The 26,809-nt window shown below is 72.6% G+C and carries 30 protein-coding genes and 2 pseudogenes; 17 read left to right on the top strand and 15 right to left on the bottom strand.

The window, feature by feature from the left end; all coding sequences use genetic code 11:
* From Q1K33_RS13045 to Q1K33_RS13030, 4 genes and pseudogenes are all read left to right on the top strand, one after another.
* Nucleotides 1–346 (top strand): annotated as a pseudogene (locus Q1K33_RS13045) (hypothetical protein); the annotation flags it as partial.
* A gap of 51 nt (nucleotides 347–397) precedes the next feature.
* A complete protein-coding gene (locus tag Q1K33_RS13040) occupies nucleotides 398–727 on the top strand; it encodes a DUF6457 domain-containing protein (RefSeq protein ID WP_300404619.1) in 330 nt (109 codons plus the stop codon).
* On the top strand, nucleotides 724–1,716 hold the full coding sequence (locus Q1K33_RS13035) for an NAD(P)H-quinone oxidoreductase (RefSeq protein WP_300404617.1): 993 nt from the start codon (nucleotides 724–726) through the stop codon (nucleotides 1,714–1,716). The genes Q1K33_RS13040 and Q1K33_RS13035 overlap by 4 nt, the downstream gene beginning before the upstream one ends.
* Before the next feature lie 136 nt (nucleotides 1,717–1,852).
* A complete protein-coding gene (locus Q1K33_RS13030; RefSeq protein ID WP_363319708.1) occupies nucleotides 1,853–2,443 on the top strand; it encodes a bacterial proteasome activator family protein in 591 nt (196 codons plus the stop codon).
* A 13-nt stretch (nucleotides 2,444–2,456) separates the two neighbouring features.
* Here the strand turns inward: Q1K33_RS13030 and Q1K33_RS13025 are convergent, their stop codons facing one another.
* Genes Q1K33_RS13025 through serS form a run of 5 tightly spaced genes read right to left on the bottom strand, consistent with a single transcriptional unit; the run spans nucleotide 2,457 to nucleotide 6,604 of the window.
* Complete coding sequence (locus Q1K33_RS13025) at nucleotides 2,457–3,146, bottom strand: hypothetical protein (RefSeq protein WP_300404615.1); 690 nt, start codon at nucleotides 3,144–3,146, stop codon at nucleotides 2,457–2,459.
* A 5-nt stretch (nucleotides 3,147–3,151) separates the two neighbouring features.
* Nucleotides 3,152–3,958 carry an HAD family hydrolase gene (locus Q1K33_RS13020; RefSeq protein ID WP_300404613.1) on the bottom strand — a complete coding sequence of 269 codons (807 nt, stop codon included), beginning with the start codon at nucleotides 3,956–3,958 and terminating at the stop codon, nucleotides 3,152–3,154.
* Complete coding sequence (locus Q1K33_RS13015; RefSeq protein ID WP_300404611.1) at nucleotides 3,955–4,449, bottom strand: GNAT family N-acetyltransferase; 495 nt, start codon at nucleotides 4,447–4,449, stop codon at nucleotides 3,955–3,957. The genes Q1K33_RS13020 and Q1K33_RS13015 overlap by 4 nt, the downstream gene beginning before the upstream one ends.
* Nucleotides 4,446–5,327, bottom strand: coding sequence for an HAD family hydrolase (locus Q1K33_RS13010; protein ID WP_300404609.1), 882 nt, complete (start codon nucleotides 5,325–5,327; stop codon nucleotides 4,446–4,448). The genes Q1K33_RS13015 and Q1K33_RS13010 overlap by 4 nt, the downstream gene beginning before the upstream one ends.
* Nucleotides 5,324–6,604 (bottom strand): serine--tRNA ligase, encoded by a 1,281-nt coding sequence (gene serS, locus Q1K33_RS13005; protein ID WP_300404607.1) that lies wholly within the window; start codon nucleotides 6,602–6,604, stop codon nucleotides 5,324–5,326. The genes Q1K33_RS13010 and serS overlap by 4 nt, the downstream gene beginning before the upstream one ends.
* A gap of 135 nt (nucleotides 6,605–6,739) precedes the next feature.
* On the opposite strand from serS, the gene Q1K33_RS13000 reads away from it, so the two are divergent.
* From Q1K33_RS13000 to Q1K33_RS12990, 3 genes and pseudogenes are all read left to right on the top strand, one after another.
* Nucleotides 6,740–8,431 (top strand): diacylglycerol kinase family protein, encoded by a 1,692-nt coding sequence (locus tag Q1K33_RS13000; RefSeq protein WP_300404605.1) that lies wholly within the window; start codon nucleotides 6,740–6,742, stop codon nucleotides 8,429–8,431.
* A 44-nt stretch (nucleotides 8,432–8,475) separates the two neighbouring features.
* Nucleotides 8,476–8,889, top strand: a complete 414-nt coding sequence (locus Q1K33_RS12995; protein ID WP_300404603.1) for a nuclear transport factor 2 family protein — start codon at nucleotides 8,476–8,478, stop codon at nucleotides 8,887–8,889.
* Between the two features lie 29 nt (nucleotides 8,890–8,918).
* Nucleotides 8,919–9,020: pseudogene (locus tag Q1K33_RS12990) on the top strand (ribose-phosphate pyrophosphokinase); the annotation flags it as partial.
* A gap of 127 nt (nucleotides 9,021–9,147) precedes the next feature.
* Here the strand turns inward: Q1K33_RS12990 and Q1K33_RS12985 are convergent.
* A complete protein-coding gene (locus tag Q1K33_RS12985; protein WP_300404601.1) occupies nucleotides 9,148–10,866 on the bottom strand; it encodes an MFS transporter in 1,719 nt (572 codons plus the stop codon).
* Between the two features lie 137 nt (nucleotides 10,867–11,003).
* Here Q1K33_RS12985 and Q1K33_RS12980 point away from each other — a divergent pair, with 137 nt between their 5' ends.
* Entirely contained in the window at nucleotides 11,004–11,897 is an 894-nt protein-coding gene (locus Q1K33_RS12980; protein ID WP_300404598.1) for a MarR family transcriptional regulator, read from the top strand.
* A 13-nt stretch (nucleotides 11,898–11,910) separates the two neighbouring features.
* Here Q1K33_RS12980 and Q1K33_RS12975 read toward each other — a convergent pair whose 3' ends face one another.
* Complete coding sequence (locus Q1K33_RS12975) at nucleotides 11,911–12,303, bottom strand: DUF4446 family protein (protein WP_300404596.1); 393 nt, start codon at nucleotides 12,301–12,303, stop codon at nucleotides 11,911–11,913.
* Nucleotides 12,304–12,373: 70 nt separating this feature from the next.
* On the opposite strand from Q1K33_RS12975, the gene Q1K33_RS12970 reads away from it, so the two are divergent.
* The 5 genes from Q1K33_RS12970 to Q1K33_RS12950 all read left to right on the top strand — a co-directional run bounded on the left by Q1K33_RS12970 (nucleotide 12,374) and on the right by Q1K33_RS12950 (nucleotide 18,142).
* Nucleotides 12,374–12,976, top strand: coding sequence for a TMEM165/GDT1 family protein (locus Q1K33_RS12970; protein WP_300404594.1), 603 nt, complete (start codon nucleotides 12,374–12,376; stop codon nucleotides 12,974–12,976).
* A gap of 59 nt (nucleotides 12,977–13,035) precedes the next feature.
* The gene (locus Q1K33_RS12965; protein WP_300404592.1) at nucleotides 13,036–14,280 is read left to right on the top strand and encodes an arginine deiminase; all 1,245 of its coding nucleotides are present in this window, start codon (nucleotides 13,036–13,038) and stop codon (nucleotides 14,278–14,280) included.
* Between the two features lie 134 nt (nucleotides 14,281–14,414).
* A complete protein-coding gene (locus Q1K33_RS12960) occupies nucleotides 14,415–14,786 on the top strand; it encodes a cyclic nucleotide-binding domain-containing protein (RefSeq protein WP_300404590.1) in 372 nt (123 codons plus the stop codon).
* A gap of 59 nt (nucleotides 14,787–14,845) precedes the next feature.
* Nucleotides 14,846–15,832 (top strand): adenylate/guanylate cyclase domain-containing protein, encoded by a 987-nt coding sequence (locus Q1K33_RS12955; RefSeq protein ID WP_300404639.1) that lies wholly within the window; start codon nucleotides 14,846–14,848, stop codon nucleotides 15,830–15,832.
* A 126-nt stretch (nucleotides 15,833–15,958) separates the two neighbouring features.
* The gene (locus Q1K33_RS12950; RefSeq protein WP_300404588.1) at nucleotides 15,959–18,142 is read left to right on the top strand and encodes a hypothetical protein; all 2,184 of its coding nucleotides are present in this window, start codon (nucleotides 15,959–15,961) and stop codon (nucleotides 18,140–18,142) included.
* A gap of 144 nt (nucleotides 18,143–18,286) precedes the next feature.
* Here Q1K33_RS12950 and Q1K33_RS12945 read toward each other — a convergent pair whose 3' ends face one another.
* The 3 genes from Q1K33_RS12945 to Q1K33_RS12935 are packed head-to-tail and all read right to left on the bottom strand — an operon-like array spanning nucleotide 18,287 to nucleotide 20,609.
* The gene (locus Q1K33_RS12945; RefSeq protein ID WP_300404586.1) at nucleotides 18,287–19,228 is read right to left on the bottom strand and encodes a DUF5926 family protein; all 942 of its coding nucleotides are present in this window, start codon (nucleotides 19,226–19,228) and stop codon (nucleotides 18,287–18,289) included.
* A 10-nt stretch (nucleotides 19,229–19,238) separates the two neighbouring features.
* Complete coding sequence (locus tag Q1K33_RS12940; RefSeq protein ID WP_300404584.1) at nucleotides 19,239–20,033, bottom strand: glycerophosphodiester phosphodiesterase family protein; 795 nt, start codon at nucleotides 20,031–20,033, stop codon at nucleotides 19,239–19,241.
* 12 nt (nucleotides 20,034–20,045) lie between these two features.
* Entirely contained in the window at nucleotides 20,046–20,609 is a 564-nt protein-coding gene (locus Q1K33_RS12935; RefSeq protein WP_300404582.1) for an FxLYD domain-containing protein, read from the bottom strand.
* Nucleotides 20,610–20,729: 120 nt separating this feature from the next.
* On the opposite strand from Q1K33_RS12935, the gene Q1K33_RS12930 reads away from it, so the two are divergent.
* Nucleotides 20,730–21,347, top strand: coding sequence for a hypothetical protein (locus Q1K33_RS12930; protein ID WP_300404580.1), 618 nt, complete (start codon nucleotides 20,730–20,732; stop codon nucleotides 21,345–21,347).
* 44 nt (nucleotides 21,348–21,391) lie between these two features.
* Here the strand turns inward: Q1K33_RS12930 and Q1K33_RS12925 are convergent, their stop codons facing one another.
* Complete coding sequence (locus Q1K33_RS12925; RefSeq protein ID WP_300404578.1) at nucleotides 21,392–21,646, bottom strand: hypothetical protein; 255 nt, start codon at nucleotides 21,644–21,646, stop codon at nucleotides 21,392–21,394.
* A 57-nt stretch (nucleotides 21,647–21,703) separates the two neighbouring features.
* On the opposite strand from Q1K33_RS12925, the gene Q1K33_RS12920 reads away from it, so the two are divergent.
* Together Q1K33_RS12920 and Q1K33_RS12915 are read left to right on the top strand one after the other, a co-directional pair.
* Complete coding sequence (locus tag Q1K33_RS12920) at nucleotides 21,704–22,570, top strand: DNA-formamidopyrimidine glycosylase family protein (protein ID WP_300404576.1); 867 nt, start codon at nucleotides 21,704–21,706, stop codon at nucleotides 22,568–22,570.
* A 41-nt stretch (nucleotides 22,571–22,611) separates the two neighbouring features.
* Nucleotides 22,612–22,947 carry a rhodanese-like domain-containing protein gene (locus tag Q1K33_RS12915; RefSeq protein WP_300404574.1) on the top strand — a complete coding sequence of 112 codons (336 nt, stop codon included), beginning with the start codon at nucleotides 22,612–22,614 and terminating at the stop codon, nucleotides 22,945–22,947.
* A gap of 78 nt (nucleotides 22,948–23,025) precedes the next feature.
* Here the strand turns inward: Q1K33_RS12915 and Q1K33_RS12910 are convergent, their stop codons facing one another.
* Nucleotides 23,026–23,502, bottom strand: coding sequence for a hypothetical protein (locus tag Q1K33_RS12910; protein ID WP_300404572.1), 477 nt, complete (start codon nucleotides 23,500–23,502; stop codon nucleotides 23,026–23,028).
* Between the two features lie 99 nt (nucleotides 23,503–23,601).
* Nucleotides 23,602–24,327, bottom strand: coding sequence for a leucyl/phenylalanyl-tRNA--protein transferase (aat, locus tag Q1K33_RS12905; protein WP_300404570.1), 726 nt, complete (start codon nucleotides 24,325–24,327; stop codon nucleotides 23,602–23,604).
* A 70-nt stretch (nucleotides 24,328–24,397) separates the two neighbouring features.
* On the opposite strand from aat, the gene Q1K33_RS12900 reads away from it, so the two are divergent.
* A complete protein-coding gene (locus Q1K33_RS12900; protein ID WP_300404569.1) occupies nucleotides 24,398–25,090 on the top strand; it encodes a hypothetical protein in 693 nt (230 codons plus the stop codon).
* On the opposite strand, the gene Q1K33_RS12895 is transcribed toward Q1K33_RS12900, so the two are convergent.
* Together Q1K33_RS12895 and Q1K33_RS12890 are read right to left on the bottom strand one after the other, a co-directional pair.
* Nucleotides 25,051–26,286, bottom strand: coding sequence for a hypothetical protein (locus tag Q1K33_RS12895; RefSeq protein ID WP_300404567.1), 1,236 nt, complete (start codon nucleotides 26,284–26,286; stop codon nucleotides 25,051–25,053). The genes Q1K33_RS12900 and Q1K33_RS12895 overlap by 40 nt on opposite strands.
* Nucleotides 26,283–26,809 (bottom strand): hypothetical protein (locus Q1K33_RS12890; protein ID WP_300404565.1); only part of this gene is annotated, 527 nt, incomplete at its 5' end. The genes Q1K33_RS12890 and Q1K33_RS12895, both read right to left, overlap by 4 nt.

Raw genomic sequence — 26,809 nt, 5'->3', positions numbered from 1 at the left:
CCTGTGCGAGGGCCTCGAGGCACCAGCCGGGCCAGACGGGCTGCACGACGGGCAGCAGGACGGGCAGACCGACGGGCAGACCGACGGGCACGACGGCGCCGTGCTGGTCGGACCCGACGGCCGTCGCCACCTCGCCCTGGCCCTGCGGAGCGACCGGCTCTGCGCCGTACGACCCGACCTGGAGGGACAGCACGGGATGTCGGTCCGGGCGCTCCTGGCCGACCTGGACCTGGCCGAGGTCCGCGCCGTCGACGACGAGCACCACGACGTCGACACCTGGGCCGACCTGCGCGACGCGCGCTCCCGACGAGCCGCCCGGTCCGAACCATCGGACGACGCCACGTGAGTTCACCCGTGCGGGCTTGCATCGCACCCGCGCGCTCGCAAGGCTGACCCCGTGAACCTCCACGACTGGATCGACGAGCTCTGCGACGTCCTCGACCTCGAGACCGAGGTCGACGAGGGACTCGTCGGCGACCTGGCCGAGCTCGCCTCCGACACCGTCGATCCCGCGGCCGGACCGATCACCGCCTACCTGCTCGGGTACGCCGCCGGTGCGGCCGGAGCCGGACCGGCCGGCGTCGAGGCGCTCGCGACGCGGGCCCAGGAGCTCGCCGAGCGGTGGGACAAGCCGGTGCTGGCGGACCCCGACGACCACGACGACGAGACCGAGGCGGACGTCGAGCTGGGCTTCGACGTCTCCGACGAGGACGAGGAGGAAGAATGAGAGCGGTCCACGCAGGCGGTCCCGACGGCAAGGGTGGCCCCGAGGTCCTCTCGATCCGTGAGGTCCCCGACGTCGAGCCGGGTCCCGGCGAGATCGCCATCGACGTCGTCGCCACGGCGGTCAACCGAGCCGACACCCTGCAGCGGCAAGGGCTCTACCCGCCTCCCCCGGGCGCCAGCGAGGTGATCGGCCTCGAGTGCAGCGGCCGGGTCGCAGCGCTCGGCCCGGACGTCGTGGCCGGCGAGCCGTGGTCGGTCGGCGACGAGGTCTGCGCCCTGCTCGCCGGTGGCGGCTACGCCTCACGGGTCGTCGTACCCGTCGGGCAGGTCATGCCCGTGCCCGACGGCATCGACCTGGTGACCGCGGCAGCGCTGCCGGAGGTGGCGTGCACGGTGTGGTCCAACGTGTTCATGGTCGCCGGCCTGCAACCGGGCGAGACGTTCCTCGTGCACGGCGGCGCCGGCGGCATCGGCACGTTCGCCATCCAGCTCGCCACGGCGCTCGGCTCACGTGTCCTGACGACAGGTGGTACGGCGGCCAAGCGCGCGTTCTGCGCAGAGCTCGGGGCCGCGGTGACCATCGACTACCACGAGGAGGACTTCGTGGAGGTCGCGAGGGCCGAGGCCTCGGGTGGCGTCGACGTCATCCTGGACAACATGGGCGCCTCCTACCTGGGGCGCAACGTGTCCGCCCTCGCGACCGAGGGCCGGCTCGTGATCATCGGCATGCAGGGCGGCATCAAGGGCGAGCTCAACATCGCAGCCCTGCTCAACAAGCGCGCGGCGGTGATCGCGACGTCGTTGCGTGGTCGCCCCGCGGCCGGCAAGGCGGCGATCTGTGCCGGTGTCGTGGAGCACGTGTGGCCGCTCGTCGCCGACGGCTCCGTGCGCCCCATCATCGACCGCAGCCTGCCCTTGGAGGACGTCGCCGAGGCACACCGCACGATGGACGCCGGGTCCCACACCGGGAAGATCCTGCTCACCCTCTGACAGGTGTCGAGCGCCTCACCGTGCCGGATACGGTGGAGCCATGAGCGAGGAACAGGCCCCCGTGGGCACCGAGACCGCCACCCCCGACGCCGGATCGGACGGACCGGCCGCGCCGGAGGGCGACGAGCAGAAGATCATGATCATCGGCCCCGACGGCCAGCCGATCGGCACGGTCTCCGCCTCCGCGCTCGCGGCGCAGGGGATGAGCGCGGACAGCGACGGCGACGATGACGACGACGAGCGGGGTCTGACCGACCTCGTCGAGCAGCCCGCCAAGGTGATGCGGATCGGCTCGATGATCCGCCAGCTGCTCGAGGAGGTGAAGGCCGCACCGCTCGACGAGGCGAGCCGCCTGCGCCTCAAGGAGATCCACAGCTCGTCGATCAAGGAACTCGAGCAGGGCCTGGCCCCGGAGCTGGTCGAGGAGCTCCAGCGCCTCTCCCTCCCCTTCGCCGACGACGCGACCCCGTCCGAGGGTGAGCTGCGGATCGCGCAGGCCCAGCTGGTCGGGTGGCTCGAAGGCCTGTTCCACGGGATCCAGACCGCGATCTACGCCCAGCAGATGGCGGCGCGTGCCCAGTTCGAGCAGATCCGCAAGGCGCTGCCGCAGGGTGCCGGCATGCCGCCCGGCATGGGCGGTCCCGCGGGACCCGGCGGACCCGGCGGCCCGGGCGCGGCCCCGGGTGGCGACGACGAGCATCCCGGCAGCGGCGGGATGTACCTCTGACCGGCTGGTGAGGTCAGGAGCGGCGGGTGCGACCCAGCCGCAGGACGACGATCCAGCCGAGCAGGCCGACGATCACCAGCGCGAGGCCCGGGGCCGCGGCGCGGTCGAAGGACTGCGGAGCGGCGACCTCGGAGCAGGTGCCCTCGGCGCCCGTGACGTCCGAGATCGTCTCGTCGGTGGCGGGGCAGGTGTAGCTCACCTCGGGGAACTCGACCTGGGGCTCGCTGGGTGAGGTGTCGATCGGCGAGCGCGGCTCGCCGTACTCCGCCTCTGCTTCGGCCAGCCGGGTGTCGGTGGCCTTGAGCACGCTGCGGCAGCCGCTGGCGAGCAGGCGGTCGCCCTGCCGGGTCAGCTTCCACAGGTAGAGGTCGGAGCCCTTGGAGTCCGGGCGGGTCGAGCACTCGCCGTACGACGAGGTGGTCTGCACGCGGACCCGGACCGAGGTGATGTCGCTCTCGCCGAAGACCTGCTGCACCTGGACGGTGTAGGTGTAGCGCGTCGGGCGGCCCACGGGGCCGGGGTCGCGCTCGACGCGCTCGATCTTGGCCGAGAAGACGTCGTCGGGCTCGGCCGCTCCACCGGGGGGCAGTGCCGTGGCCCGGGCCGGCGCGACCAGGACGACGGCCACCAGCGCGATCGCCCAGGCCAGCACGCCCGCGAGCAGGGCTCGGGGCAGGCGGCGGTGGTGCGGGCGCGACGTCACGGGGTTCATTGCACCAGATCGTCGGTGAGACCCACCAGTCGAGCCATCACCCGCGCCACGCCGTCGGTGTCGTTGGTCTCAGCCGTGTGGTGGGCCGCCGCGAGCACGTCGGAGTGCGCGTTGGCCACGGCGTAGGAGGTCCCGGCCCACCCCAGCATCGCCAGGTCGTTGGGCATGTCGCCGAACGCCACGACGTCCTCGGCGGGCACGGCGAGGTCGGCGCAGAGCCGGGCCAGCGCGGCCGCCTTGGTGACGCCGGGGGCACTGATCTCGAGGAGCCCGGGCATCGACCACGTGGGCACCGCCTGCTCACCCAACGCCCGCGCCACCTCGGCGAGCACCTCGTCGTCGGCGCCGTCGTGGCGCACGAGCACCTTGACGGCGACGTCCTCCCAGACGTCGCTCAGCGGCCCGACCGGCGAGCCGGACGGCACCCGGTGGGGGTCGTGGAAGTCCGCCTCCAGGCGCAGGCCGTCGAGACACTCGATCGCGAACCTCGGCTGCGGCACGACCTCGCGCAGCAGCTCGACCATCGCGAGGCCCGGCTCCGGGGCCAGCCCGTCCACACGGCGTACGGACTGCTGGGCGACGTCGTAGAGCACCGCGCCGTTGGAGACGATCGCCAGTCCGTGGGCGCCGACGACCTCCCACAGCGCCTCCATCCACCGCACCGGGCGCCCGGTCACGAAGACGACCGGGATGCCGGCGTCCTCGACCGCGGCGAGCACCCGCCGCGAGGCCTGCGACAGGGTGCCGTCGGAGCGGAGCAGGGTGCCGTCGAGGTCGGTGGCGATCAGGGCGGGGCGGATCACACCGACCCCAGCGGCCGGCCCATGACCAGCTCCCCGTCGTCGTTGCTTCCGCGCAGCTCGGTGAAGCCGGCCGTGGCGAGCACCCGCACTCCGGCTCGGTTGGTCGGCGACACCGAGGCCCGGACGCGTACGGCGAGCGCATCGGTCGCCGCGAGCAGGCAGGCCAGCGCCTCGGTCGCGATGCCGCGGCCACGCGCCTCCTCGACGAGGCCGTAGCCGACCTCGACCTCCCCCTCGACGGGTGGGCCGAAGCACCCGATCGAGCCGATGGCCTGCTGCTCCCACACGATGTGCCGCGGACCCCACGGGTCCGCGGGCCCACCCGGGCGCACGAGGCTGGCCGCGTCGACGTCGTCGCGACGTGGGTAGTCGCGGTGCCACCGACTCTGCCGGCGTCCGGCGAGCATGTCGGCGGCGTCGTCGGGCGAGACCAGGATCAGGCGCAGCCGCGAGGAGGCCAGGTCCCGCGGCAGCGCGAGAGCCTCGCTCACGCCCCGAACCAGCGCTCGAGCTCCACCGCCGCGCCGTCGAGGTCGACCGGGTCGGTCACGGCGTCGGCGGCGTCGATCACCGGCTGCACGGACTGGCCCATCGCCACTCCGCGCCCGGCCCACGCGAGCATCTCGATGTCGTTGCGCCCGTCGCCGATGGCCAGCACGTCGGCCGCGGTCAGGTCGAGAGCGGCGCAGACGTGCTCGAGCCCGGAGGCCTTCGAGACACCGACGGGCGTCAGGTCGAGCCAGGCGGTCCACCCCACGACGTAGTCGGTGCCGTGCAGTCCCAGCCGGGCTCCGAGGTCGACGAAGTCGTCGGCGGTGGCGTCGGGGTCGCGGATGATCACCCGGCTGACCGGGCGGGAGACGAGCTCCTCGACCTCGGTCACCGTCATCTCGCCGTGCAGCTCGCCTTCCGGGAAGGGCGTCGTGACGCGGTACCCGTTGCCGCGGTCCTCGATCGCGACCCGCGCGGTCGGCTGCTCCTCGAGGATCGCGCGGACAGCCGGACCGGCATCGAACGTCTCCTCGTGGACGACGTCGATCTCGCCGCCCGGCAGGTAGCGGAAGACGACCGCACCGTTGCTGGCCACCACCCACAGCGGCTCGTCCTCGTGACCCTTCATCGCCAGCAGGTCCGCGATCCGGGTCATCCCGTGCGGAGAACGCCCCGACGAGAGCACGATGTGGGCGCCCATCTCGTGGGCCCGCCAGATGGCGTCGTGCACGCGCGGCGCGATCTGCTCGTACGTCGTGCCCGCGCCCTCGACCCACTTGAGCAGGGTGCCGTCGATGTCGAGGGCGATCAGCCGTGGGCGCCAGCCGTCCGTGCCGGGTGTGCCGGGCTCTCCACCGGACGCGGCCGCGTCACTCACGAGCCGTCCACCGGCGTCAGCAGCTCGCGACCGCCGAGGTAGGGGCGCAGCGCCTGCGGCACCCGCACCGAGCCGTCGGCCTGCTGGTGGGTCTCGAGGATCGCCACGATCGCGCGCGGGATGGCGCACAGCGTGCCGTTGAGCGTCGAGATCGGCTGGACCTTGTCGTCGAAGCGAGCCCGGGTGTCGAGACGACGGGTCTGGAACTCGGTGCAGTTGGACGTCGAGGTGAGCTCGCGGTACTTGCCCTGGGTGGGGATCCACGCCTCGCAGTCGAACTTGCGCTGCGCCGAGAGGCCGAGGTCGCCGGCCGCGGTGTCGATCACCTGGTAGGCGAGCTCGAGCTTGTCGAGGAAGGCCTTCTCGATCCCCAGCAGCCGCTGGTGCTCGGCGTAGGAGTCCTCGGTCGTGGTGTAGACGAACATCTCGACCTTGTCGAACCAGTGCACCCGGATGATGCCGCGGGTGTCCTTGCCGTGCGAGCCGGCCTCCTTGCGGAAGCAGGGGCTGAAGGCGGCGTAGCGCAGCGGGAGCGAGGCCCCGTCCAGGATCTCGCCGCCGTGGTAGGCGGCCATCGGCACCTCCGAGGTGCCGACGAGGTACATGTCCTGGCCCTCGATCCGGTAGACGTCGTCGGCGGCCTGGCCGAGGAACCCGGTCGCCTCCATCGCCTCCGGCTTGACCATCGACGGTGCGATCACCTGGGTGAAGCCGTGCTCGCGGGCCGTCTCGTTGGCCAGGTTGACCAGGGCGAACTCCAGCTCGGCGCCGACCCCGGTGAGGAAGTAGAAGCGCGAGCCCGAGACCTTGGCTCCGCGGTCCAGGTCGATGGCGCCGAGGATCTTGCCGAGCTCGACGTGGTCGCGCGGCTCGAAGCCCTCGGCGGCGAAGTCGCGCGGCGTACCGATCGTCTCGAGGACCACGAAGTCGTCCTCGCCGCCGGCCGGCACCTCGTCGGCGGCCAGGTTGGGGATCGAGCAGAGCGCGTCGTGCCACTCCGCCTCGGCCGCGACCTGCGCGGCCTCGGCCTCCTTGACCTCCGCGGCGAGGGTCTTGGTCTGGGCGAGCAGGGCCTGCTTCTCGTCGCCCTGCGCCTGCGGGATCAGCTTGCCGAGCTGCTTCTGCTCGGCACGCTTGGCCTCGAAGGCCCCGATCGCGGCGCGGCGCGCGGTGTCGGCGGACAGGGCCCGGTCCACGACGTCGGCGGAGAGGCCGCGCTTGGCCTGGGCGGCTCGCACACGGTCGGGGTCGTCTCGCAGCACTCGTGGGTCGATCACGATGCGAGGCTATCGGGCGACCCACGCCCGGCTCACCTGAGTTCCGGCGGGGCGGGTTCGCCATACTGTCTGGCGACTCCCTCGCGTTCCCGGCGCGCCAGCGCTGCCCACCCACTCGACCGATCGGAGCCACCGGTGCTCGACCGCTCCCGCGCGACCCAGCTCGGCGTGGCTGCCGTGCTGCTCACGGTGCTGGGCCTGCTCGCGATCGCGGTCTCGCAGGACTGGCAGTGGCTGGTCGACCTGGACCAGCGCGCCCAGTCGGCCGTCGACTGGGGGGACGACGACGCGCGACTGCAACGAGTCCTGCTCACCGTCGAGGACCTCGCCGGCACGCTCGCCATGACGGCGTACACGCTGGTGCTGGCGGTCGCGATGTTCCTCAAGGGCCACCGCCGCGCGTCGTACTTCACCATCGGGGTGATGCTCTCCACGGCGCTGGCGACCACAGGGCTGAAGACGCTGGTGGGGCGCGCGCGCCCGGAGTGGCAGCAGCTCGACGAGTTCCTCGAGAACGGCGCCTACCCGTCGGGCCACGCCTCGTCGATCGCGGCGTTCACCGGGGTCGTGCTGGTGCTGGTCACCATGCTCGTACGACGCCAGGGCATCCGCCGGCTGCTCGGCACCGCCATGGTGGTCGTCGCGATCGTGGTCGTCGCCGACCGGGTCCTCCTGGGGCGCCACTACCCGTCCGACGTCGTCGGGGGTGGGGTGCTGGGTGCTGCGTTCGTGCTCGTGGGGCTGGCGCTCTACAGCCCCTACCCGCGCAGCCACGCCCTCAAGATCGAGCCGCTGCCCGAGGCGGTCCCGTCGGCGAAGCGGCTCTCGGTGGTGCTCAACCCGATCAAGGTCGAGGACGTCGAGGCGTTCCGGTCGACGGTCGCCGCCATGGCCATCGGGGCCGGGTGGCGCGAGCCGACCTGGCACCTGACCACCCCCGAGGACTCCGGCACCGGGCAGGCCGAGCTGGCCTCCGTCGAGGGGGCCGACCTGGTCATCGTGTGCGGCGGCGACGGCACCGTGCGCGAGGTGTGCGCCGAGCTCGCCGGCACCGGCATCCCGGTCGGCATCATCCCCGCAGGCACCGGCAACCTGCTCGCCCGCAACCTCGGCATCCCCCTCTACATCCGGGCCGCGATCGACATCGCGCTGACCGGCCAGGACCGGGCGATCGACATGGTCAAGGTGACCGGCGACGCCGCGGGAGACCGCGACGACGAGTCCGACGGTCCGCGCGAGGGCGCGGGCGACGGCGACGGCGACGGCGACGGCGACGGCGACGGCGACGGCGACGGCGACGGCGACCCTGCCGCACCGGGGATCGAGAGCCACTTCATGGTGATGGCCGGGATGGGCTTCGACGCCGCGATCATGGAGGGCGTCAACGAGGACATCAAGCGCAAGGTCGGCTGGCTGGCCTACGTCATCTCCGCCCTCAAGTCGCTGATGTTCCCGGTGACCAGGATCGAGCTCTCGGTCGACGGCGGGGAGTGGACCAAGCACCGCGCCCGGATGGTGATGGTCGGCAACGTCGGCTACCTCCAGGCGGGCATGCCACTGCTGCCCGACGCCACGATCGACGACGGCCTGCTCGACGTGGTGCTGCTCAACCCGCGTCGCTTCCTGTCCTGGATCCCCCTGGCGGTGCGCGTGCTGGCCAAGCGCTCGCGCACCGACGACACGATCAACCGGATGACCGGCCGCACCGTCTCCATCCGCGCCGGCGCCGACACCCCCCGCCAGCTCGACGGGGACTCGATCGGGCCCGGTCGTGAGCTGCACATGGAGTGCATCCACGGTCGGCTCCTGGTGCGCGTGCCGCGCTGAGCAGCGCCACTTCCTGCCGCGACGAGGGGTGATTGACTGGCCACATGACCCGCCCCGCGCCACTCGAGACCTGGCACCGCATCGCCGAGACCCGCGACGCCGCAGCGCTCGACGTACTGCTCGCCGACGACGTCGTCTTCCGCTCCCCCGCCGTCCACACCCCGCAGGAGGGCAAGGCGATCACCACGGCCTACCTGACCGCGGCGATCCACGTGCTCGGGCCCTCGCTGCGCTACGTCGAGGAGTGGTCCTCCGAGAGCGAGGCGGGCGGCAGCGCCGTCCTGGAGTTCGAGGCGACCGTCGACGACAAGTCGGTGCACGGCATCGACATGCTCCGCTGGGGCGCCGACGGCCGGTTGACGTCGTTCACGGTCATGGTGCGCCCGTTCAAAGGCCTCGAGGCGCTGATGGGTGCGATGGCCGCCGAGCTCGCCCGGCTCGCCGAGCCGGGCGCCTGACGGAGCGGCCCGCGGGTCGCCGTCGCGACAGGCTCGTGGCCGACCTCCTGGCGACCGCGGGGGTGGACCGGGTCCTGACCATGACCCTGCATGCACCCCAGGTGCACGGCTTTGTCTCGGTGCCCGTCGACTGATGACGGCGACCCGTTCACCGGCTGGCCGGTGAACGGCGCACTGGGACGATGTCCGGATAGCCTCCAAGTGCAGGTTTCACCGGCCAGCCGGTGAACGGCGCAGCGGCCAACCTCGCCCGTAGAGTCAGGGCAGGTGCTTGCCGGGCTCCTCCTCACGAGCGTGCGTCCCGACGACACCGGCCGGCACCGGCTCTCCGTCACCGTCCGAGTCGTCGTCCGGGGCCTCGTCCGAGCCACCCGCGGCCACGCTGCCGCCCGCGGCCTCGGTCTCGGGTGCGGCTGCCGGCGGGCCGCCGTGCACGACGAAGTCCTTCTGCCGAATGAGCAGCAGGGTCAGGACGCCCGTCGCGAAGGCGAGCAGCATGGCGATCAGGATGATGTGGTTGAGGGAGTCGACGAAGGCGCTGGTCGCCACTTCGGAGATCCGGTCCCGGGCCGCGGCGGGCGCGGCCTCGACGACGCGCTGGACCTGGCCGCCGGTGATGGCGGCCGCGATCTGGTCGGCGTTGCCCTCCGCGGGGGTGCCGGCGAGACCGTCGGTGACCTCGCGCCCGACCTGGTTGGCGAAGAGCGAGCCCAGGGTGGCGATGCCGGTGGCGATGCCGACCTGACGGAAGGTCGAGTTGGCCCCGGAGGCCATGCCGGCCTTCTGCGGCGCCACGACGCCGACGGCCGTGGAGGCCAGCGGCGGGTTGATCAGCCCGATGGCCACGCCGCACACGAGCAGGCCGGGGATGAGGTGGTGCCACGAGTCGGGGTCGGAGGAGGCCGGGATGCCGTGCAGCAGGAACAGTCCGACGCCGAGGATCAGGAAGCCGGGGCCGATGAGCAGCTTGGTCGGCACCTTCTCCGTCAGGCGCCCGGCCAGCGCGGCGAAGACGAAGGCCATCGCGGAGAGCAGCACGAGCCGGAAGCCCGACTGCACGGCGGTGAAGCCGAGCACGCCCTGGATGTAGAGCACCAGGTAGGCCAGCAGCGAGAAGATCGAGGCCGAGACCCCGAACGCGGCGATCAGGCCACCGTTGAACGTCGGCTTGCGCAGCAGGCTCAGGTCGAACATCGGGTGCTTGGCCCCCCACTGCACGAGCAGGAAGACCGCGAAGAGGAACGCCGACCCGGCGAGGCACGCGAGGACGACGCCGTCGTCCCAACCCTGCTCACCCGAGCGGATCAGGCCGTAGACGAGGGCGGCGAGGGCACCGCTGAAGCTCAGGAAGCCGGCCCAGTCGGGGGCGCCGGCACCCGGGTCGTGCGACTCCTTGACCCGCAGCATCGCGATGCCGAGGGCCACGAGGCAGATCGGGATGTTGACGAAGAAGATCCAGCGCCAGCTCAGCCCGCTCGTCAGGACGCCGCCGAGGACCGGTCCGACCGCCACGGCGACACCGGTCGTGGCACCGAAGGCGCCGAACGCGATCCCGCGGTCGCGGCCGCTGAAGGCGGAGGCGAGCAGCGCGAGCGCGGTGGCGAACATCGCGGCGCCGCCGATCCCCTGGAACGCGCGGGCGATCGAGAGGAAGAGGACGTCCTGGGCGAGCCCGCACGCCACGGACCCGACCGTGAACAGGACGATGCCGATCACGAAGACCAGCCGGCGGCCGTAGAGGTCGGCCAGCGAGCCCGCGGTCAGCAGCAGCGCAGCCAGGCTCAGGGCGTAGGCGTCGATGACCCACTGCAGGTCCGAGAGCGAGGCGTCGAGGTCGAGCTGGATGTCGGGCAGCGCGACGTTCACGATCGTGATGTCGAGCAGCAGCATGAAGACGCCGGTGCAGACCGCGGCGAGGGTCCACCACTTCGGGTCGCGGGTCCGCGGCTCCGCGGTGGGTTCGGTCTGGGTGGTCACGCTCTGCTCCTGCCATCGGACTGGCGAATCGTCACGAGGTTAATGGTTATGTGCGGTACGGTACGCCCGTTCGGGGACACGTCAAACCCCCGAAGGTGGATGCCCGGTGACAGGTGCGGGTCGAAGGGAGGTACGTCGTGAGCACGCCGCCGTTGCGGCCCGCCCTGCACCCGGCGCTGGCCGACAGTCCCGGACACCTCCTGTGGCGAGCCCGTGCCCGGGTCGCCGCGGCCACCGAGGAGGAGCAGCGCGCGGGGGTCGACCTGCACGCCGTGTCCGTGCTGCGCGACCTGGTCGGCGCCCCCGACAGCGCGCCGCGCTCCCAGCAGGAGCTGGCCGACACGGTCGGGATCAGCCGGACGACGATGGTGCGCGTGGCCGCCGCGCTGGTGGCCGAGGGCCTCGTCGTGCGGGTGCGCAACCCGCAGGACCGGCGCTCCTACGCCCTGACCCCCACCGACGCCGGGGCGCGCGCCGTACGGCTGTGGCGGGAGCGGACCGACGCCGTGGAGGAGCGGCTGATCGGTGGCTTCACCGACGAGGAGCGCGAGCTGCTCGCCGAGCTGCTGCTGCGGGTCGCCGGTCCCGAGGTGGGCGAGGACACCGCCGAGGCCGTGCGCGGCAACATCGGCTTCCTGATCGGACGGGCCCACACCCGGATGCACCGCAGGTTCCTCGAGGACCTGGCGCCCCTGAACCTCGAGCCACGCCTCTTCGGCACGCTCACCATCCTTGAGCGGTCCGGATCGCTGACCCAGTCCGAGGTGGCGCGACAGCTCGGGATCAGCGGCGCTGCCCTGGTCCAGATCGCCGACGACCTCGAGGACCGCGGCTTCGTCGCCCGCCGGCGCGACCCGGCGGACCGTCGTACCCAACGCCTGCACCTGCGTCCTGGAGCGACCGAGGCCCTCGCCGCCGCGCGGCACGTCGAGGCCACGACCTTGGCCGCCCAGATGGACGATCTCTCACCCCACGAGGTCGCGACGTTCGTCGCATTGCTGCAGCGCTTCGTCACCGCCCCCGAGTCGTGAGGATGGCCGCGCGTCAGGGGCGGGCGTGGCTGATCGCCTCGTCCTCCTCGGGGGACAGCTGGGTGTCGCAGGTCCAGCCGGAGACGTTCTTGGCGTAGGTGCGGGCCTCGCTGCGGCCGTGGATCGAGCTCAGCAGCACGCCGTCGCCGGAGTCGTCGAGCAGCGCGAGCGTCCACGACAGGTGCCCACCCATGTCGCCGAACGCGTCGTAGCGCACCACGGCCAGGTGCCGCAGCCCCGCCACCGCCTCGGCCCGCAGCGCGGCGACCTCCTGACGCAGCCCGAGCACGTCGGTCGGCAGGTCCGACCCGTCGGCGCGCGGCGTCGTCCGGCGCAGGGCCAGGACCCCGGCGGCCAGGGCCGCGACGGCGACCAGGAGCGCGGCGGCGGCCAGGACCTCGGACATGGCGCCACCGTAATCCGGCCAGGACATCCCGCCTCGGCGCAGCGCCGTGACGCCGGGAAGAATGCCGCGCATGGACCTCGCCGCGCTCGTGCTCACCTTCGGCGCGATCTTCGTCGTCGAGCTGCCGGACAAGACCTTCCTGGCCACCCTGGTGCTGGCCACGAAGTACCGCCCGCTCCTGGTCTGGATCGGCGTCGGCCTCGCCTTCACGGTGCAGACCGGCGTCGCGGTGGGTCTCGGCCAGGCCGCCACCCTGCTCCCCCAGGACGTCGTGCGCGGGGCCGCGGCGGTGCTCTTCGTCGTGGGCGCGGTCATCCTGCTGCGCGAAGGACGTCGGCACTCCCGCGCGGCGGAGGAGGACGACGGCGACGAGTACGCCGCCAAGGCGACGCCCGCGGACGGCTGGCGGGCCGTCCTGGCGTCCTTCCTCGTGCTGTTCGCGGCCGAGTGGGGTGACCTCTCCCAGCTGCTCACCCTGTCACTGGTCGCGCGCTACGAGGCGCCGTTCAGCGTCTTCGTCGGCGCCCTGGCCGCCCTGCTCACCGTCAGCGCCCTGGCCGTGATCGTGGGGCGGAGCCTGCTGCGCGTGGTGGCGCTGCACGTGCTGCACTACGTCGGCGCCGGGGTGTGCGTGCTGCTCGCGACGCTGACCGTGGTCGAGCTGGTGCGCTGAGCCGTGGGCGGCACCGGCGCCGCCCTTTGACATTGCGGCACGGGCCCTAGGGTTGACCCATGACCGATGCCGTCACGCCCACCCCGACCGCCAGCGCCCCCAGCGGCGCCGACAGCGAGGTCGGCCGGCTGCGCACGGTGATGCTGCACCGGCCGGGTCACGAGCTCTCCCGCCTGACGCCGCGCAACAACGACCGGCTGCTCTTCGACGGGATCCCGTGGGTGGCGCGCGCCCAGGAGGAGCACGACGCGTTCGCCGAGGCGCTGCGGGCGCGCGACGTCGAGGTGCTCTACCTGATGGACCTGCTCGCCGAGAGCCTCGAGCTCGCGGAGGCCCGCGCCGCCGCGATCGAGACGGCGCTGTCCGACCTCGAGCTCGGCGACACGATGCGGCACTACCTCGACGGTCTGCTCGCCGAGTCGAGCCCGGCCGAGCTCGCCACCCTGCTGACCGCGGGGATCCGCAACGACGAGGTGCGCGGCGGGTTCGGGCTGGTGACCTCGCTCCTGGCGCACGACGCGTTCCTGATCGACCCGCTGCCCAACCTGCTCTTCACCCGCGACTCCTCGGTGTGGGTGCGCGACCGGGTGGCGATCACCTCCCTGGCGATGCCGGCCCGCAAGCGCGAGACCCAGTTGACCGAGCTGATCTACACCCACCACCCACGCTTCACCGGAAGCCCCCGGATCCACGGTCACCACTACGAGCACGTCGAGGGCGGCGACGTGCTCCTGCTCGCCCCGGGCGTGATCGCCGTCGGCGTCGGCGAGCGCACCACGGCCGCCGGCGTCGAGCGCCTGGCCCGGCAGGTGTTCACCGACGACCTCGCGCACACCGTGCTCGCCGTACCCATCACGCAGGAGCGCGCCACCATGCACCTCGACACGATCTGCACGATGGTCGACGTCGACAAGATGGTCGTCTACGAGAACGTCGCCGACTCGCTGGTCGCCCACGCGGTCACCCGCGACGGCCAGGAGGACGACGGCACGCTGCACCTCGGGGTCGCCGCCCCCGAGCCGTTCCTGGTCGCCGCGGCCAAGGCGATGGGCATCGACACCCTGCACCGCATCGAGACCGGCCTCGACCCGGTCACCGCCGAGCGCGAGCAGTGGGACGACGGCAACAACACCCTCGCGCTCGCACCGCGCGTGGCGGTCGCCTACGAGCGCAACGACGCCACCAACGCCCGGCTGGAGGCGGCCGGGATCGAGGTCGTCGAGATCGCCGGCTCCGAGCTGGGATCCGGTCGTGGCGGTCCGCGCTGCATGAGCTGCCCGATCGTGCGCGACCCGCTGGCCTGACCATCCGCCGATCCCCGGGCCTCCCTCGTCCCGGCCGAGTGCTGATCACCACCCGGGAGGCGCTGGACACTCCCCCACCGGTCCGCGAGGATCACGGGGTCTGCTGCACCGGCGCTCCCGACGAAAGGCCTCCCATGGCAACGTTCTTCGACTCCTTCACCCCTCAAGAGGTCGCGCGGATCAGCGCGCACGGCCGCCGCGTGAAGCTGCCCGAGGGCTGGTCGCCGATCTGGGAGAAGACCCCGGCCGACAAGGCCTACATCCTCCTCGACGGGACGGTGTCCGTACGTCGTCACGGTGCCGAGATCGCCACGCTCGGTGCCGGCGACATCGTCGGCGAGGCCGCCATCGTCGGCCACTCCCTGCGCACCGCCACCGTCGTCGCGATGACCCCGCTGCAGGCCATCCACTTCACCGACACCGACATCCGCGAGCTCATCGAGGAGATGCCGGCGTTCGCCGAGAAGCTCGCCGCCGTCGCCCAGTCGCGGGTGAAGACCGACTGACCGCGGACGAGGGGCGCGCCGCGGGACCGGGCGAGGAGCCCCGGCGCCGCGCCCCCGACCTGACCGGTGCCTTCGAGGTCGCCGAGACCTTCCTGCTCGGCGCCGAGCCCAGCCTGACGCGGGTGCAGGTCAGCGAGCAGACCGGCATCCCGCTGGAGACCGCCACCCGGCTGTGGCACCTGATGGGGTTCGCCCACACCTCCGACGACGAGGTGGCCTTCACCCCCGCCGACGTCGAGGCGCTCCGACTCGCCCAGGACCTCGTCGAGCTCGGCATCCTCGGCCCCGAGCGACAGGCGGCCCTGGTCCGCACGTGGGGCCGCAGCTTCGCTCGGCTCGCGGAGTGGCAGACCAGCCTGCTGACCTCGGTCGCCCTGGAGAGCGGCGCCGACCCCGCCGAGGCCCTCGCCGGGCTGACGGAGCAGGTGCTCCCCCGGGTCGAGGAGCTGCAGAGCTACGTCTGGCGTCGTCACCTGGTCAGCGCCGGTGGCCGGATGCTCGCGGTCGCCGACCCGGCTGCCCCGTCCCTGCCCGCCGCCGTCGTCTTCGTCGACATCGTCGGCTACACCTCGCGCAGCAAGTCGCTGACCGACGCCGAGCTGGTCGCCTGGATCGAGGACTTCGAGAGCGCGACCACCGACCTGGTCACCGGGGTCGGTGGCCGGATCATCAAGAACATCGGCGACGAGGTGCTCTTCGTCGTCGACGACCCGGTCGCCGCCACCGAGATCGCCCTGGAGATGACCCGGCGCGGCAGCGACGAGGACGACCCCTACCCGGAGGTCCGCGCCGGCGTCGCCTACGGCGAGGTCGTCCTGCGCCTGGGCGACGTGTTCGGTCCGACGGTCAACATCGCCTCGCGTCTGACCTCGCTGGCCCGCCCGGGCTCGGTGCTCCTCGACCGCGGCGCCCACGAGGGCCTCGTGGGGCCCGAGCCGGAGGGGCCCGACCGCGGCGAGCGGTCGCCGTACACCTTCCGGCGCCTGCGACGCTCGGTGAAGGGCTACGCGCGCCTCGAGGTCTGGGTCGTGCGGCAGCGCGCCTGACTCTCCGGACCTACGGCGAGCAGCGCCTGTACCCGATCGACTGTTGTTCATGCGTCCTGCGGGTGGTCTAATCGACGAGCGGTCGTCGTCCGGCGGGCGCGCCCTTACTCCCCAAGGGACTTCGTCATGCCTCGGAATGCTCCCGTCCACCTCTTCCGGCTCGTCCTGGCCGCGGCCCTCGCCGTCGCCGGCCTGGCCTTCGCGCCCATCCCCGCCGCCCAGGCCGCCGTCACCTCCGGCCCCACCGCCGTCGCCGTCGGTCCCGACGGCACGACGTACGTCGGCACCGCGGCCGGCGGCTCGCTGGCCCGCTTCGACGCGAGCGGCGCCGCGCTGAGCCCCCTGTCGCTCCCACGCTCCGGGCCCGTCGACGGCCTCTACGTCATGCCCTCGGGCCCCGAGGCCGGGACCGTCTGGGTCTCCTACGGCTTCGCCGCCTCCCAGCTGAGCCCCGCGGGAGACGAGCTGGTCTTCTTCACCGCCGGCGGCTCCGACCCGAGCTCCTGCGCCTCGAGCGACGCCGACGACCCCGGCCGGTACGGCGACATCTACGCCGACAGCGACTCCGTGATCCTGGTGCACCGGTGCCGCGTCGGGCTCAGTGTCTACTCCCGGACCGACTACCAGCAGCGCTTCGGCGCCAACCCGTTCCCGTGCACCGTCAGCGACTGCCGCTACGGCGCGATCGCCAAGACCACCCTCTCGCGCCCGGGCGCCCTCAACGGCGCCTTCTACCTGAGCGTCCCGAACCAGTCGCAGGTCGAGGTCTGGACCGGCTTCAGCACCCACGCCTCGCCCTCCATCGTGATCGACGTGCAGGCACACGGCGGCGGCGTCACTCCCCGACCCACCGGGGTGGCGGTCGACGACCAGGGCACCCTGTTCGTCACCGACATCGCCAACCACGTCATCTACGTCTACGTGCTCAAGGACCTCGGCAGCGGCCAGTACGGCTACGAGTACAACCGCTACATCGGCAGCCCGCCGGACGCCGACGCCGACGGCTCCGGCTTCGACGGCCCCGTCTCGATCTCGCAGTACCCGCGCAACGGGTCGATCGGCGAGCTGCAGGGCAACCTCTTCATCGCCGACTCCGGCAACAACCGCATCGTGCGCCGCGACACCTACTCCTACACGTTCTGGGACGCCGACCTCGACGGCTCCGGCGGCGGTGGCCCGTCCTCGCCGCCGTACACGATCTCGACGCCGACCGTCACCGGCACGCCCGCCGTGGGCCAGACGCTGACCTGCTCGCCGGGCCAGTACGCCGGAGCACCGACCCAGGTCGACGTCGGCTGGAACCGCGACAACTCCTACATCCCCGGCGAGGGCAGCTCGACGTACGTCGTGAAGTCCGGCGACGCCGGCAGGAAGATCAGCTGCTTCGAGCGGCCGCGCAACAGCGTCGGGTACGGCGACTACGCGACCAGCGCCAACGTGACGATCCAGAGCGGGCCGCCGGCCAACGCAGCGCCGGTCAACACGATCCGGCCGACCGTCTCCGGCACGCCGCAGCCCGGCCGGTCCCTCGTGTGCGGCAACGGCCAGTGGACCGGTACGCCGGCCCCGACGTACGCCCAGCAGTGGCTGCGCAACGGCACGGCGATCGACGGCGCGACGACGTCGTCCTACCAGGTCACCGACGCCGACCTCGGGGCCCAGCTGGTCTGCCGGGTCACCGCGACCAACAGCCAGGGCGCCTCCACGGCCCAGTCGACGCCGGTGAGCGTCACCGCCACGCCGCCCGCGCCGTCGTGCACCGGACCCGTGGGAGTGAGCATCAACAGCGCCGCGGTCGCCACCAACGACGCCTCGGTCAGCCTGCGGATCCGCCCGCCCGCCGGCGCCACGCAGGTCGTGATCTCCAACGACGGCGGCTTCGACACCGCCCAGGTGCGCTCCACCGCGGGCGACTGCACCTACCCGTGGACGCTGTCGAGCACCGGGTTCCGCGACACCCGGGTCGTCTACGTCCGCTTCGTGGGGGGCGGGGTCGACGAGATCGTCACCCTCTCCGACGACATCGTGCTCGACACCGCCGCACCGTCGGTCAACCGCCAGGTCATCAAGAAGCTGAAGAAGTCGCAGGGCTTCAAGGTCAAGGTGACCGCCAAGGACAGCGTCTCGGGCGTCTCGAAGGTGCGCTTCTCGAACAAGAAGGGCGCCCGGGGGACGAGCACGGTCGTGGCGAACAACGGCAAGGCCTACCGCGACACGATCCGGACGAAGAAGGCCGGCAAGTACCGCTGGGTCAAGGTCTACGACCGGGCCGGCAACTCGACCGGCTGGGAGAAGTCCGCGCGACGCTGAGCGAGCGAGCAGCCGCCGCGAGGCACGAGCGGCGGCGTGGCTCGCGAAGGTTGAGCAAGCCTCGCGATCGAGGCACGAGGTCGCGACAGGCGCGACGAAACCCGGTGACCGTGGCTGCGCCGGCGCCACCGGGTTCTCGTCGGGTCAGCGGATGGTGACCTGACGGTTGGCCAGCCCCGAGCGCGCCGAGCGCTGCTCGGTAGTGAGGTCCGAGGTGTCGGCCAACGCCTGGTCGAGGGCGGTCTTGAAGGCCGCGGCCGGCTCCTCGAGCACCTCGGCGCCGGTGCCGACCGGGAGGTCCCACACGGGCACGAGCAGGCCGTGGGCGCGGAACATCCCCACGAGGCGGGCCTCGGGGACGATCACGTCCGAGCCGTCGACGTGCAGCCGGGCCAGGGCGTCGAGCAGCTCGCCCTCGGGCTCGGGCATCACCCAGCGCAGGTGCTCCTTGGGGCCGACGTTGGTCCAGTAGGCCGCCTCGACCGACGTCAGTCGGGCGGTCGGGGAAGCAGCCTCGTTGGCCTGGGCGAGTGCGTCCTCGAGACCGTCGGTGGCCAGCAGGTCGCTGGTCCAGAACTCGAAGCCCTCGTGCACGGTCACGTCGAGGCCGGTGTTGGTCACCAGGTCCTGCAGGCGGGGTCCGGGCCCGGGGGCATCGGTGAGGCCGATGATGTCCGGCTCGGAGGCCAGCGCCAGCTCGAGGGCGGCGGCCAGGTCGCGCGACGGGTCCCCGAAGGCGTGCTGGACCTGCAGACCCAGCCATACCTCGCCGCTCTCGCGCGACATCGCCGGCGCTGCCATCGGGAGCAGGGTGCAGAGCTTGACGACACGGTCCTCGGCCCCCGTGACCTGCAGGGGCGCGGTCGCCGCCGGGACGAGCTCGCGCAGCGCGATCAGGTCGCACTCACCGGCCAGCCCCTCGAAGGGCCGCGCGACGTAAACGTCCGCTGCTCCGCCGGCAGAGCCGTGGCAGGCCTTGTAGCGCTTGCCCGAGCCGCACGGGCAAGGCTGGCGGGGTCCGACCGCGCCCGCCTCGTCGGTACCGGCGTTCTTGGGGCGGTTCTTGGCGCGTGAGCTCTTTCCCATGCCCGCGAACCTACCGGCCGAGCGTCTCCAGGACATATGCCGGGCGGTCGGTGATGACCGCCTTGACCCCCAGCTCCTGGCACAGCCGAAGATCGCTGACGGTGTTGACCGTCCACACGTGCATGTCGTGCCCGGCCCGGGAGATCCTCGTGCCCAGGCGCGGGTGCTCGCGCAGCAGCTCGATCCCGGGCCCGACGATCCAGTCGTCGCCGATGACCCGGCGCAGCATCGGCCAGTACTGCGGCCGGTCGACGAGCTGGACGATCCGCACGTCCGGAGCCATCCGCTCGACGCGCTGCAGCGCGGTGAAGGAGAAGCTCATCACCCGCACCGGGGAGCCTGCCTGGTCCCACCCGAAGTCACGGAGCATCTCGACCAGTCGCTTCTCGACCAGGCCCCCGAACCGGGTCGGGTGCTTGGTCTCGATCGCCACCTCGACGCGACGGTCGTAGTCGGCCGTCGTCTCGAGCAGCTTGCGCAGGGTGAGCACCCGGTCCAGAGACTCGTCGCGGTCGGGCGCCTCGTCGTTGAGGTCGGCCCAGGGATTCTTCCAGGACGCGAAGTCCAGCTCGTTGAGGTCGGCGAGGTCGCTGGTCGAGACCAGGCCCGGCGTGCTCGTCGTACGGCGCAGGGTGCGGTCGTGCACGCACACGAGGTGCCCGTCAGCAGTCAGTCGTACGTCGCACTCCAGGCCGTCGGCGCCGGCCTCCAGCGCCGCGACGTAGGCACCGAGCGTGTGCTCGGCGTTGTCGTGGCTGGCGCCGCGGTGGGCGACGACCTGGGGGGACGATGCGCCTGCGGCCATGGGTCAACTCTGTCAGGACTCGAGGCGTCCGCGTAAGGCGTTCGTGACGCACGCCGCTGCGTCGTCGAGGATCTCGGTCGTCGCCGACCACTTCTGGGACGCCCCGGGGGCGACGTCGTCCACCGAGGCGACCGCCCGGCCGCGCACCCGGCCGTCGTCGCTGACCCAGCTGACGTTGATCACGTAGTCGAGCGTTCGCTTGGTCGGATTCGTCACCCGCCCCGCCACGTCCTGCTCGCCGGGCTCGAGACCGCAGCTGCCCCGCATCGTGACGTCCTCGGTGGCGCCCATCGGCTTGGTCAGGCTCGGCGCCGAGGGCAGGTCCGGCTGGGGACCCTCGTCGGCATCCTGGCCCGCGTCCCCGTCGCCGTCGCCGTCCCCGTCGCCGTCCGGTTCGGCGTCGTCCGAGCCCGACGAGCCCGACGGGCTCGACGTACTCGCGTCACCCGTCCCGTCCGGACCGTCGGGCGTGTCGGAGGCCTCGTCGCTGCACCCGCTGACCAGCAGTGTCAGCAGCGCGGCCGCCGCGATCCGGCTCGTCGATGAGGGCGTCCGGCGTCGCGGGAGCGTCGTCATGGCCACCATCCTGCCTGCCACCCCCAGGGCACCCCCCGAACGGGTCAGGGCCCGTGGGTCGATCGGACGCCACTGCGCCGTTCGCCTGACGCGAGACCGGCTCCGACGGAGAATCCCCGGGTGCCTCGTATGTCCCCCCGCGTCCTGCCTGCCCACCCGGTCGCCCACGTCCTGCGGTGCCTCGCGACCGCGCTGCTCACGACCTCCTTGCTCGGCCTGACCGTCGTGGGTCCGGCGCCGGCCGCTCACGCCCGCACCGCTGTCGAGGACTACGCCTCCTGGCAGCCGGCCTCCCGGTGCTCGCCGAAGCCCAAGCCCGGCGCCACGGCGCTCGGCCGCTGGCTCACGCGGAGGTACGACGGCGGCACGACGTCCATCTCCCGCGCGTGCCGCGGGTCGAGCTCGGAGCACACCGAGGGCCGGGCGATCGACTGGCGCCTCGACGCCACGAAGAAGGCGGACCGGCGTACGGCCAAGCGCTTCCTCAAGCGCCTGCTGAGGAGCGACAAGCAGGGCAACGCCCACGCCCTGGCCCGCAGGATGGGCGTCATGTACGTCATCTGGAACGACGAGATGTACGCCGCGTGGGACGCCTTCGAGCCCGAGCCCTACCTGTCGTCCTCGTGCCGGAGGCGCCAGCGGTGCTCGCCGACGCTGCGCCACCGCGACCACGTGCACATCTCGCTGACACGTCGCGCCGGCAAGGGCCGGACCAGCTGGTACGACGGCCGCGTCTGAGCGCTGGGTCGGCGCGTCGGCGCGGCAGGACAGGTAGTGCGCGGTCAGGCGCTCCGGTCGGCCCGTGCCGCACGTGTCCGCTCGAAGGCGACGTCCAGGCCCTCGCGCAGCAGCGCGATCAGGTCGGGCACCTCGTCGACCGGGAGTCGGAACGACGCCGCGCAGACGTTGTCGCGCCACAGCGAGAGCACCACGACCTCGGCCTCCTGGTGCCAGGAGACCTTGAGTCCGCGATCCTCGCCGCGGGCGTCGAGGAAGAGCGCGCCCAGCTCGGCCGGGACCCTTCGCGACGACGTCATCTCCCCATCATGCGCCGATCCGGTGTCCGTGTCTGCACTCCGCACTAATCTGGGGGCGTGCCCGAGCTGCCCGAGGTGGAAGCGCTGGCCCTCGATCTGAGGGGTCGGCTCGACGGCCGCGCCATCACCGCGGTCCACGTCGCGGCGTTCAGCGCGCTCAAGACCTACGACCCGCCGCTGAGTGCGTTGTCCGGCACCCTGGTCGACGACGTCACCCGGCACGGCAAGTTCCTCGACATCGAGACGTCCGGTCTCCACGTGATCCTGCACCTCGCCCGGGCCGGGTGGGTGCGGTGGCGCGACGAGGTCCCGAAGCTGCCTCCCAAGCCGAGCAACAAGTCGCCGCTGGCCGTGCGGGTGGTGCTCGACGACGACTCGGGCCTGGACATCACCGAGGCCGGCACGAAGAAGAGCCTCGCCCTGTACGTCGTGCGCGCCCCGCTCGAGGTCCCCGGCATCGCCACGCTGGGCCCCGACCCGCTGACCGAGGACTTCACCATCGAGATGCTGGCGTCGATCCTCGCGCAGCAGGGCGGGAAGCAGATCAAGGGCGTCCTGCGCCACCAGGGCACCATCGCCGGGATCGGCAACGCCTACTCCGACGAGATCCTGCACGCCGCCCGGATGTCGCCCTTCAAGCCGTCGTCCAGCCTGGACGAGGACGACCTGGCCACGCTCCACGCCGCCATCCGCGACACCCTCGGTGCCGCCGTCGACCGCTCCCGCGGACTGGCGGCCAGCGAGCTGAAGGGCGAGAAGAAGTCCCACCTCGCCGTGCACGCCCAGACCGGGAAGCCGTGCCCGGTGTGCGGCGACACGGTGCGCGAGGTGTCCTTCGCCGACTCGAGCCTGCAGTACTGCGCGACCTGCCAGACCGGCGGCAAGCCGCTGGCCGACCGGCGGATGAGCAAGCTGCTCAAGTAGGCCCCTCCCCGCCCTGTCCTGGCAACTGGTCGAATGGAGCCATGAGCATTCCCACCGTTGCCCTGTCCGGCGTCCCCGACCCACTGCCCGAGGGCCTGGTCGTCCTCGACGTCCGCGAGCCGGTCGAGTGGGACCACGGCCACATCGAGGGCGCGCTCCACGTGCCGCTGATGGACCTGCCGGACCGGGTCGGGGAGCTCCCCGCCGAGTCCCAGATCCTCGTGGTCTGCAAGGTCGGCGGTCGCTCGGGCCAGGCCACCGGCTGGCTGGCCCAGCAGGGCATCGACGCGGTCAACCTCGACGGCGGGATGCTCGAGTGGGAGGGCGCGGGCCGAGCGATGGTCAGCGAGAACGGCCAGCCGCCGCAGGTCGTCTGAGCCCTCCTCGAGACGCACGAGGGGCGGGGCAGCGGCCGCAGCCACCACCCCGCCCTCGTCGCAGCCGGGTCGATCAGGTCAGCTGGCGGGCTCGCTCGGCAGCTGGTCCTCCAGGTCGCCGAGCTCGTCCTCGAGGTCGTCCAGCTCGGGCGTGCACGCCTCCCCGCCGGCGGTGAAGAACGCCGTCACCTTGTCGGCGTCCTCCTCGCTGACGATGTCACCGGGGTCGGCGCTGTCGAGGTCCTCGATGTCGCCCTCGTCGAAGTCGCTGACGACGTCGACGAAGACCTCGAAGCCCTCACGGGCCTCCTCGTCGAAGTCCTCGGGGGTGCCGACGTCGGCGAGCCTGTCGGCCTGCTCCTGGATCGCGTCGAGCAGTGCCCCGTTGTCCTCCGGGTCGATGTCGGAGCCGCTGTCGTCGAGGAATACGTCACAGAAGTCCTCGACCGAGGCGTCGTCGGGGGCACCGGAGGCGCCGCCTCCGCAGGCGGTCAGGGTGACGGCGAGAAGCAGGGGCGCGGAGATGGCCGCGGCACGGCGCTTGAGGGTCGTCATGGGGGTCCTTTCACAGGAGCTCACAGGGCGCCCTCGCAGGCGCCGGACTGGCTGCGCGGGATCGCGCGGCCGAACGGACCCTTCCCACCGGTGCCGGGCTCAACCCTCCCCGACCGTCGAGTCTGCTCGGCCCCCACCCAGCAGCCCGTCCGGCAGCGGTACGGCGAGCACGTCGCCGAGTCCGGCCAGGTAGTCGTCCCGACCGATCTCGCGCACGCCCAACGTGGCCAGGTGCGGGGTCGCCCACTGCACGTCGACGAGGCGGGACCCGGCGTGCTCGTCGGCCAGGACGTCGACCAGCCCCATCAGGGCCACCTTGGACGCGTCCCGAGCCCGGTGGAACATCGACTCCCCGGCGAAGAGACCACCGATGGCCAGGCCGTAGAGGCCACCCTCGAGGCGCCCGCCGCGCCACGCCTCGACCGAGTGCGCCCACCCGAGGCCGTGCAGACCGACGTAGGCGTCGCGGATGGCGTGATCGATCCACCCGTGGGGTCGCGTCGGGTCGGCGCACGCGTCGATCACCTCCTCGAAGGCGGTGTCGATGCGGATCTCGAAGTCCCGCGCCGAGCGTCGCAACGACCGCGAGACGTGCAGGTCGGTCGGGGACAGCACCCCGCGCCGTACGGGGGACCACCAGCCCATCGGCTCGCGCGAGCGGCGCCCGGTGCCGAACGGCATCGGGAAGAGGCCCCGGCGGTAGGCGCCCAGGATCGTGCCGGGCTCCAGGTCGGCGCCGATCGCGACCAGGTCCTCGTCGGCGTCGGCCTCGTGGATGTCGCCGAAGACCCACCGCGACGGCGGCGGCTCGAGCGGCGGGTGCATGACTCCGACCGTAGTGGGACCGCGGGGCCGGTCGACGATCCGGCTCGGGACGGCCACGTAGGATCGCGCCATGGGAGTCACCCGCAGCATCGGCCGCCAGCTGGCTCCGCGCGTCGTGCCGCGGGTCACCCAGCTCGCTCCGGGGCTCAGCGCCTCCTTCGTCCGCGAGGCCCTGCACCGGGCCCTCGACGGCGCCGGACCCTTCACCGGGGCGGCCGCCCTGGCCGACAAGCTGCTGCGCGGCACCGACGGTGACGTCGACGCGGCCGTCAAGGACGTCGTCGACCACCACATCCGCTACGCCGGGGTCCAGGGCTTCGCCACCAACCTCGGCGGCCTGGTCACGATGACCGTGGCCGTGCCCGCCAACATCACCGGCCTGGCCGTGCTGCAGGACCGGATGGTCGCCGGGGTCGCGCACCTGCGCGGCTACGACCTCGACGATCCGCGGGTGCACAACGCGATCCTGGTGACCACGATCGGCGAGGACGACGTCCACGCGCTCGTGAAGAAGGGCAAGATCCCCGCCCCGCCGATGGCGCTCGCCACCGCCCCGATGCACGACCCCTCGGTCGACGCCCTCGTCTCGGCCGAGGTCGCCAGCGACCTGATCACCCGCGTCGCCGGCAAGCGGCTGGCCACCACGATGGGTCGCCGGATCCCGGGCGTGGGCGGCCTGGTCGGGATGGGCACCGACGGCTGGTCGACGTACAAGATCGGGCGCTACGCCGAGGAGGAGCTCCTCCCGCGCAGGCGGCGGTAGCCGGCCATCACGACCCGGCCGGGGCGCGAGCCCTCCAGGAGCTGCACGATCTTCTCCCGCAGCCGGTACGACGGGCGCAGGTAGGCGCGTTCCAGCGCGCGGTGTGCCTCGGCGAGCTCCTCGTGGAGCCGGTGCTCCTCGGCGCGCAGCCGCGCCGCCTCCAGGGCGAGTCCGGTGATCGCGTCGACGGCCGCGTCGGCGACCTGGCTCGGGTCGGGGTCGTCGGGATCCGCGTAGTCGGGACGGACGGGTGCGCCGACCAGCTCCTGCAGGTCGCCGATCACGTCGTACCCGCGCTCGTCGACGGCGGCGATCCACGACTGGGCCAGGTCGACGAACCACGGGTGCGCGTCCGGCGGCAGCGCGAGGCGCGGGGAGTCACGCCGCTCGGAGAGCGTGCGGTGCGCGAGCGTCTCGCGGATGAGCGGCCGGTAGTCGGGAGGTGCGAGTCGGTCGTTGGCGGTGCAGTTGATCTGTCGGATCAGGGCCGTCTCCGGCACCCCCAGCGACGGGTTGGCGCGCGTGGCCTCCAGGTCGAGATCGACCCCGTCCAGGCTCAGCGCCCGGCTGAACCGGCCCCACAGCACCTCCGGCGCGGTGCCGGACGGCGGCACCGTCACGACGTGCACGTGCTCGGGGGGCAGGTCGTGGGCCCAGCGCTCGAGGATCGCCGGGATCTCCTGGACCGCCCAGAACCAGCTCGCCACCCGCGACTGACGCTCCGGGTCGCGGACCTGGGCGAGGAACTCGCCGTACGACAAGGTGGCGCGGTGCTTGACGTTCTCCTGCCACTCTGCCGGCACCTGGCGGACCAGGTCGCGCACGGAGATCACCACGTGCACCTCGGTCTCCTGCTCACCGGGAGCGGCGTCCCAGCGGTGCCCGAGCGACTCCAGCGCGCGCCCGGTCTGCGTGGGCGAGGCGTGGGCCAGGATCTCGTGGCTGATGATCGTCGTGCCGTCGTGGGAGCGCGCCTCCTCGGCCAGGCGGTCCCACGCGCCGATCGCCTCGGACTCGAGCCCGCCCCAGGGCAGGTTCATCAGGTCGAGCGCGGCGAGGAAGTGGGCGTCGAAGCGCTCGGCCGGGTAGCGGATGCCGGCCTCGGCGAGCGGCTCTCGGTTGCGGAACAGCACGTCCTGGACGTAGGACGTGCCGGTCTTGGGGGTGCCGACGTGGAGCAGGACCCGACGTGTCATCTGGTCTTCTCCTTCGGGTTCGGGTGGCTGGTGAGGGACTGCGGCGCGAGCAGCAGGCGGACCGTCAACCCCAGGACCCCCGAGGCATCCGGGACGACCCCCGGCGGGCGGTGGTCGCCGTGGTCGGGCACCAGCGCCTGCAGATCGCCGACGACAGGGTAGCGAGCCGCGCCGAGGCCGTCGCGCATCCGCTGGGCTCGCCGGACCACCCACGCCTGCCGCGAGTCCGGGAGCGCCAGCCCAGGCGCCGGGTGCTCGACCAGGTCGGCCCTCAGCAGCGGCAGCAGCACCCGGCGCAGGATCCGGCGCCGCTCGCCGCGCTCCACCAGCAGCCCCAGTGGCGCGCTGACGCGCCGAGCCAGGTCGACGCCGTCGGCCGAGACGTACGGCGGCGCGAGACGCCGGCGCGCACGGGCGGGGAGGTTGAGCGCGATCGGCAGCAGCGTGGGGTCGGGCGCGAGCAGGACGCGCTCGGCGCCGACCACCTCGCTCCACCGACGCGCCACCCGCTCCAGGTCGACGG

The sequence above is a fragment of the Nocardioides sp. genome, from assembly GCF_029937575.1.
Classification (GTDB): Bacteria; Actinomycetota; Actinomycetes; order Propionibacteriales; family Nocardioidaceae; genus Nocardioides.
Note: the sequence above shows the minus strand (reverse complement) of the source record. Positions and strands in the feature narration are given on the sequence as shown.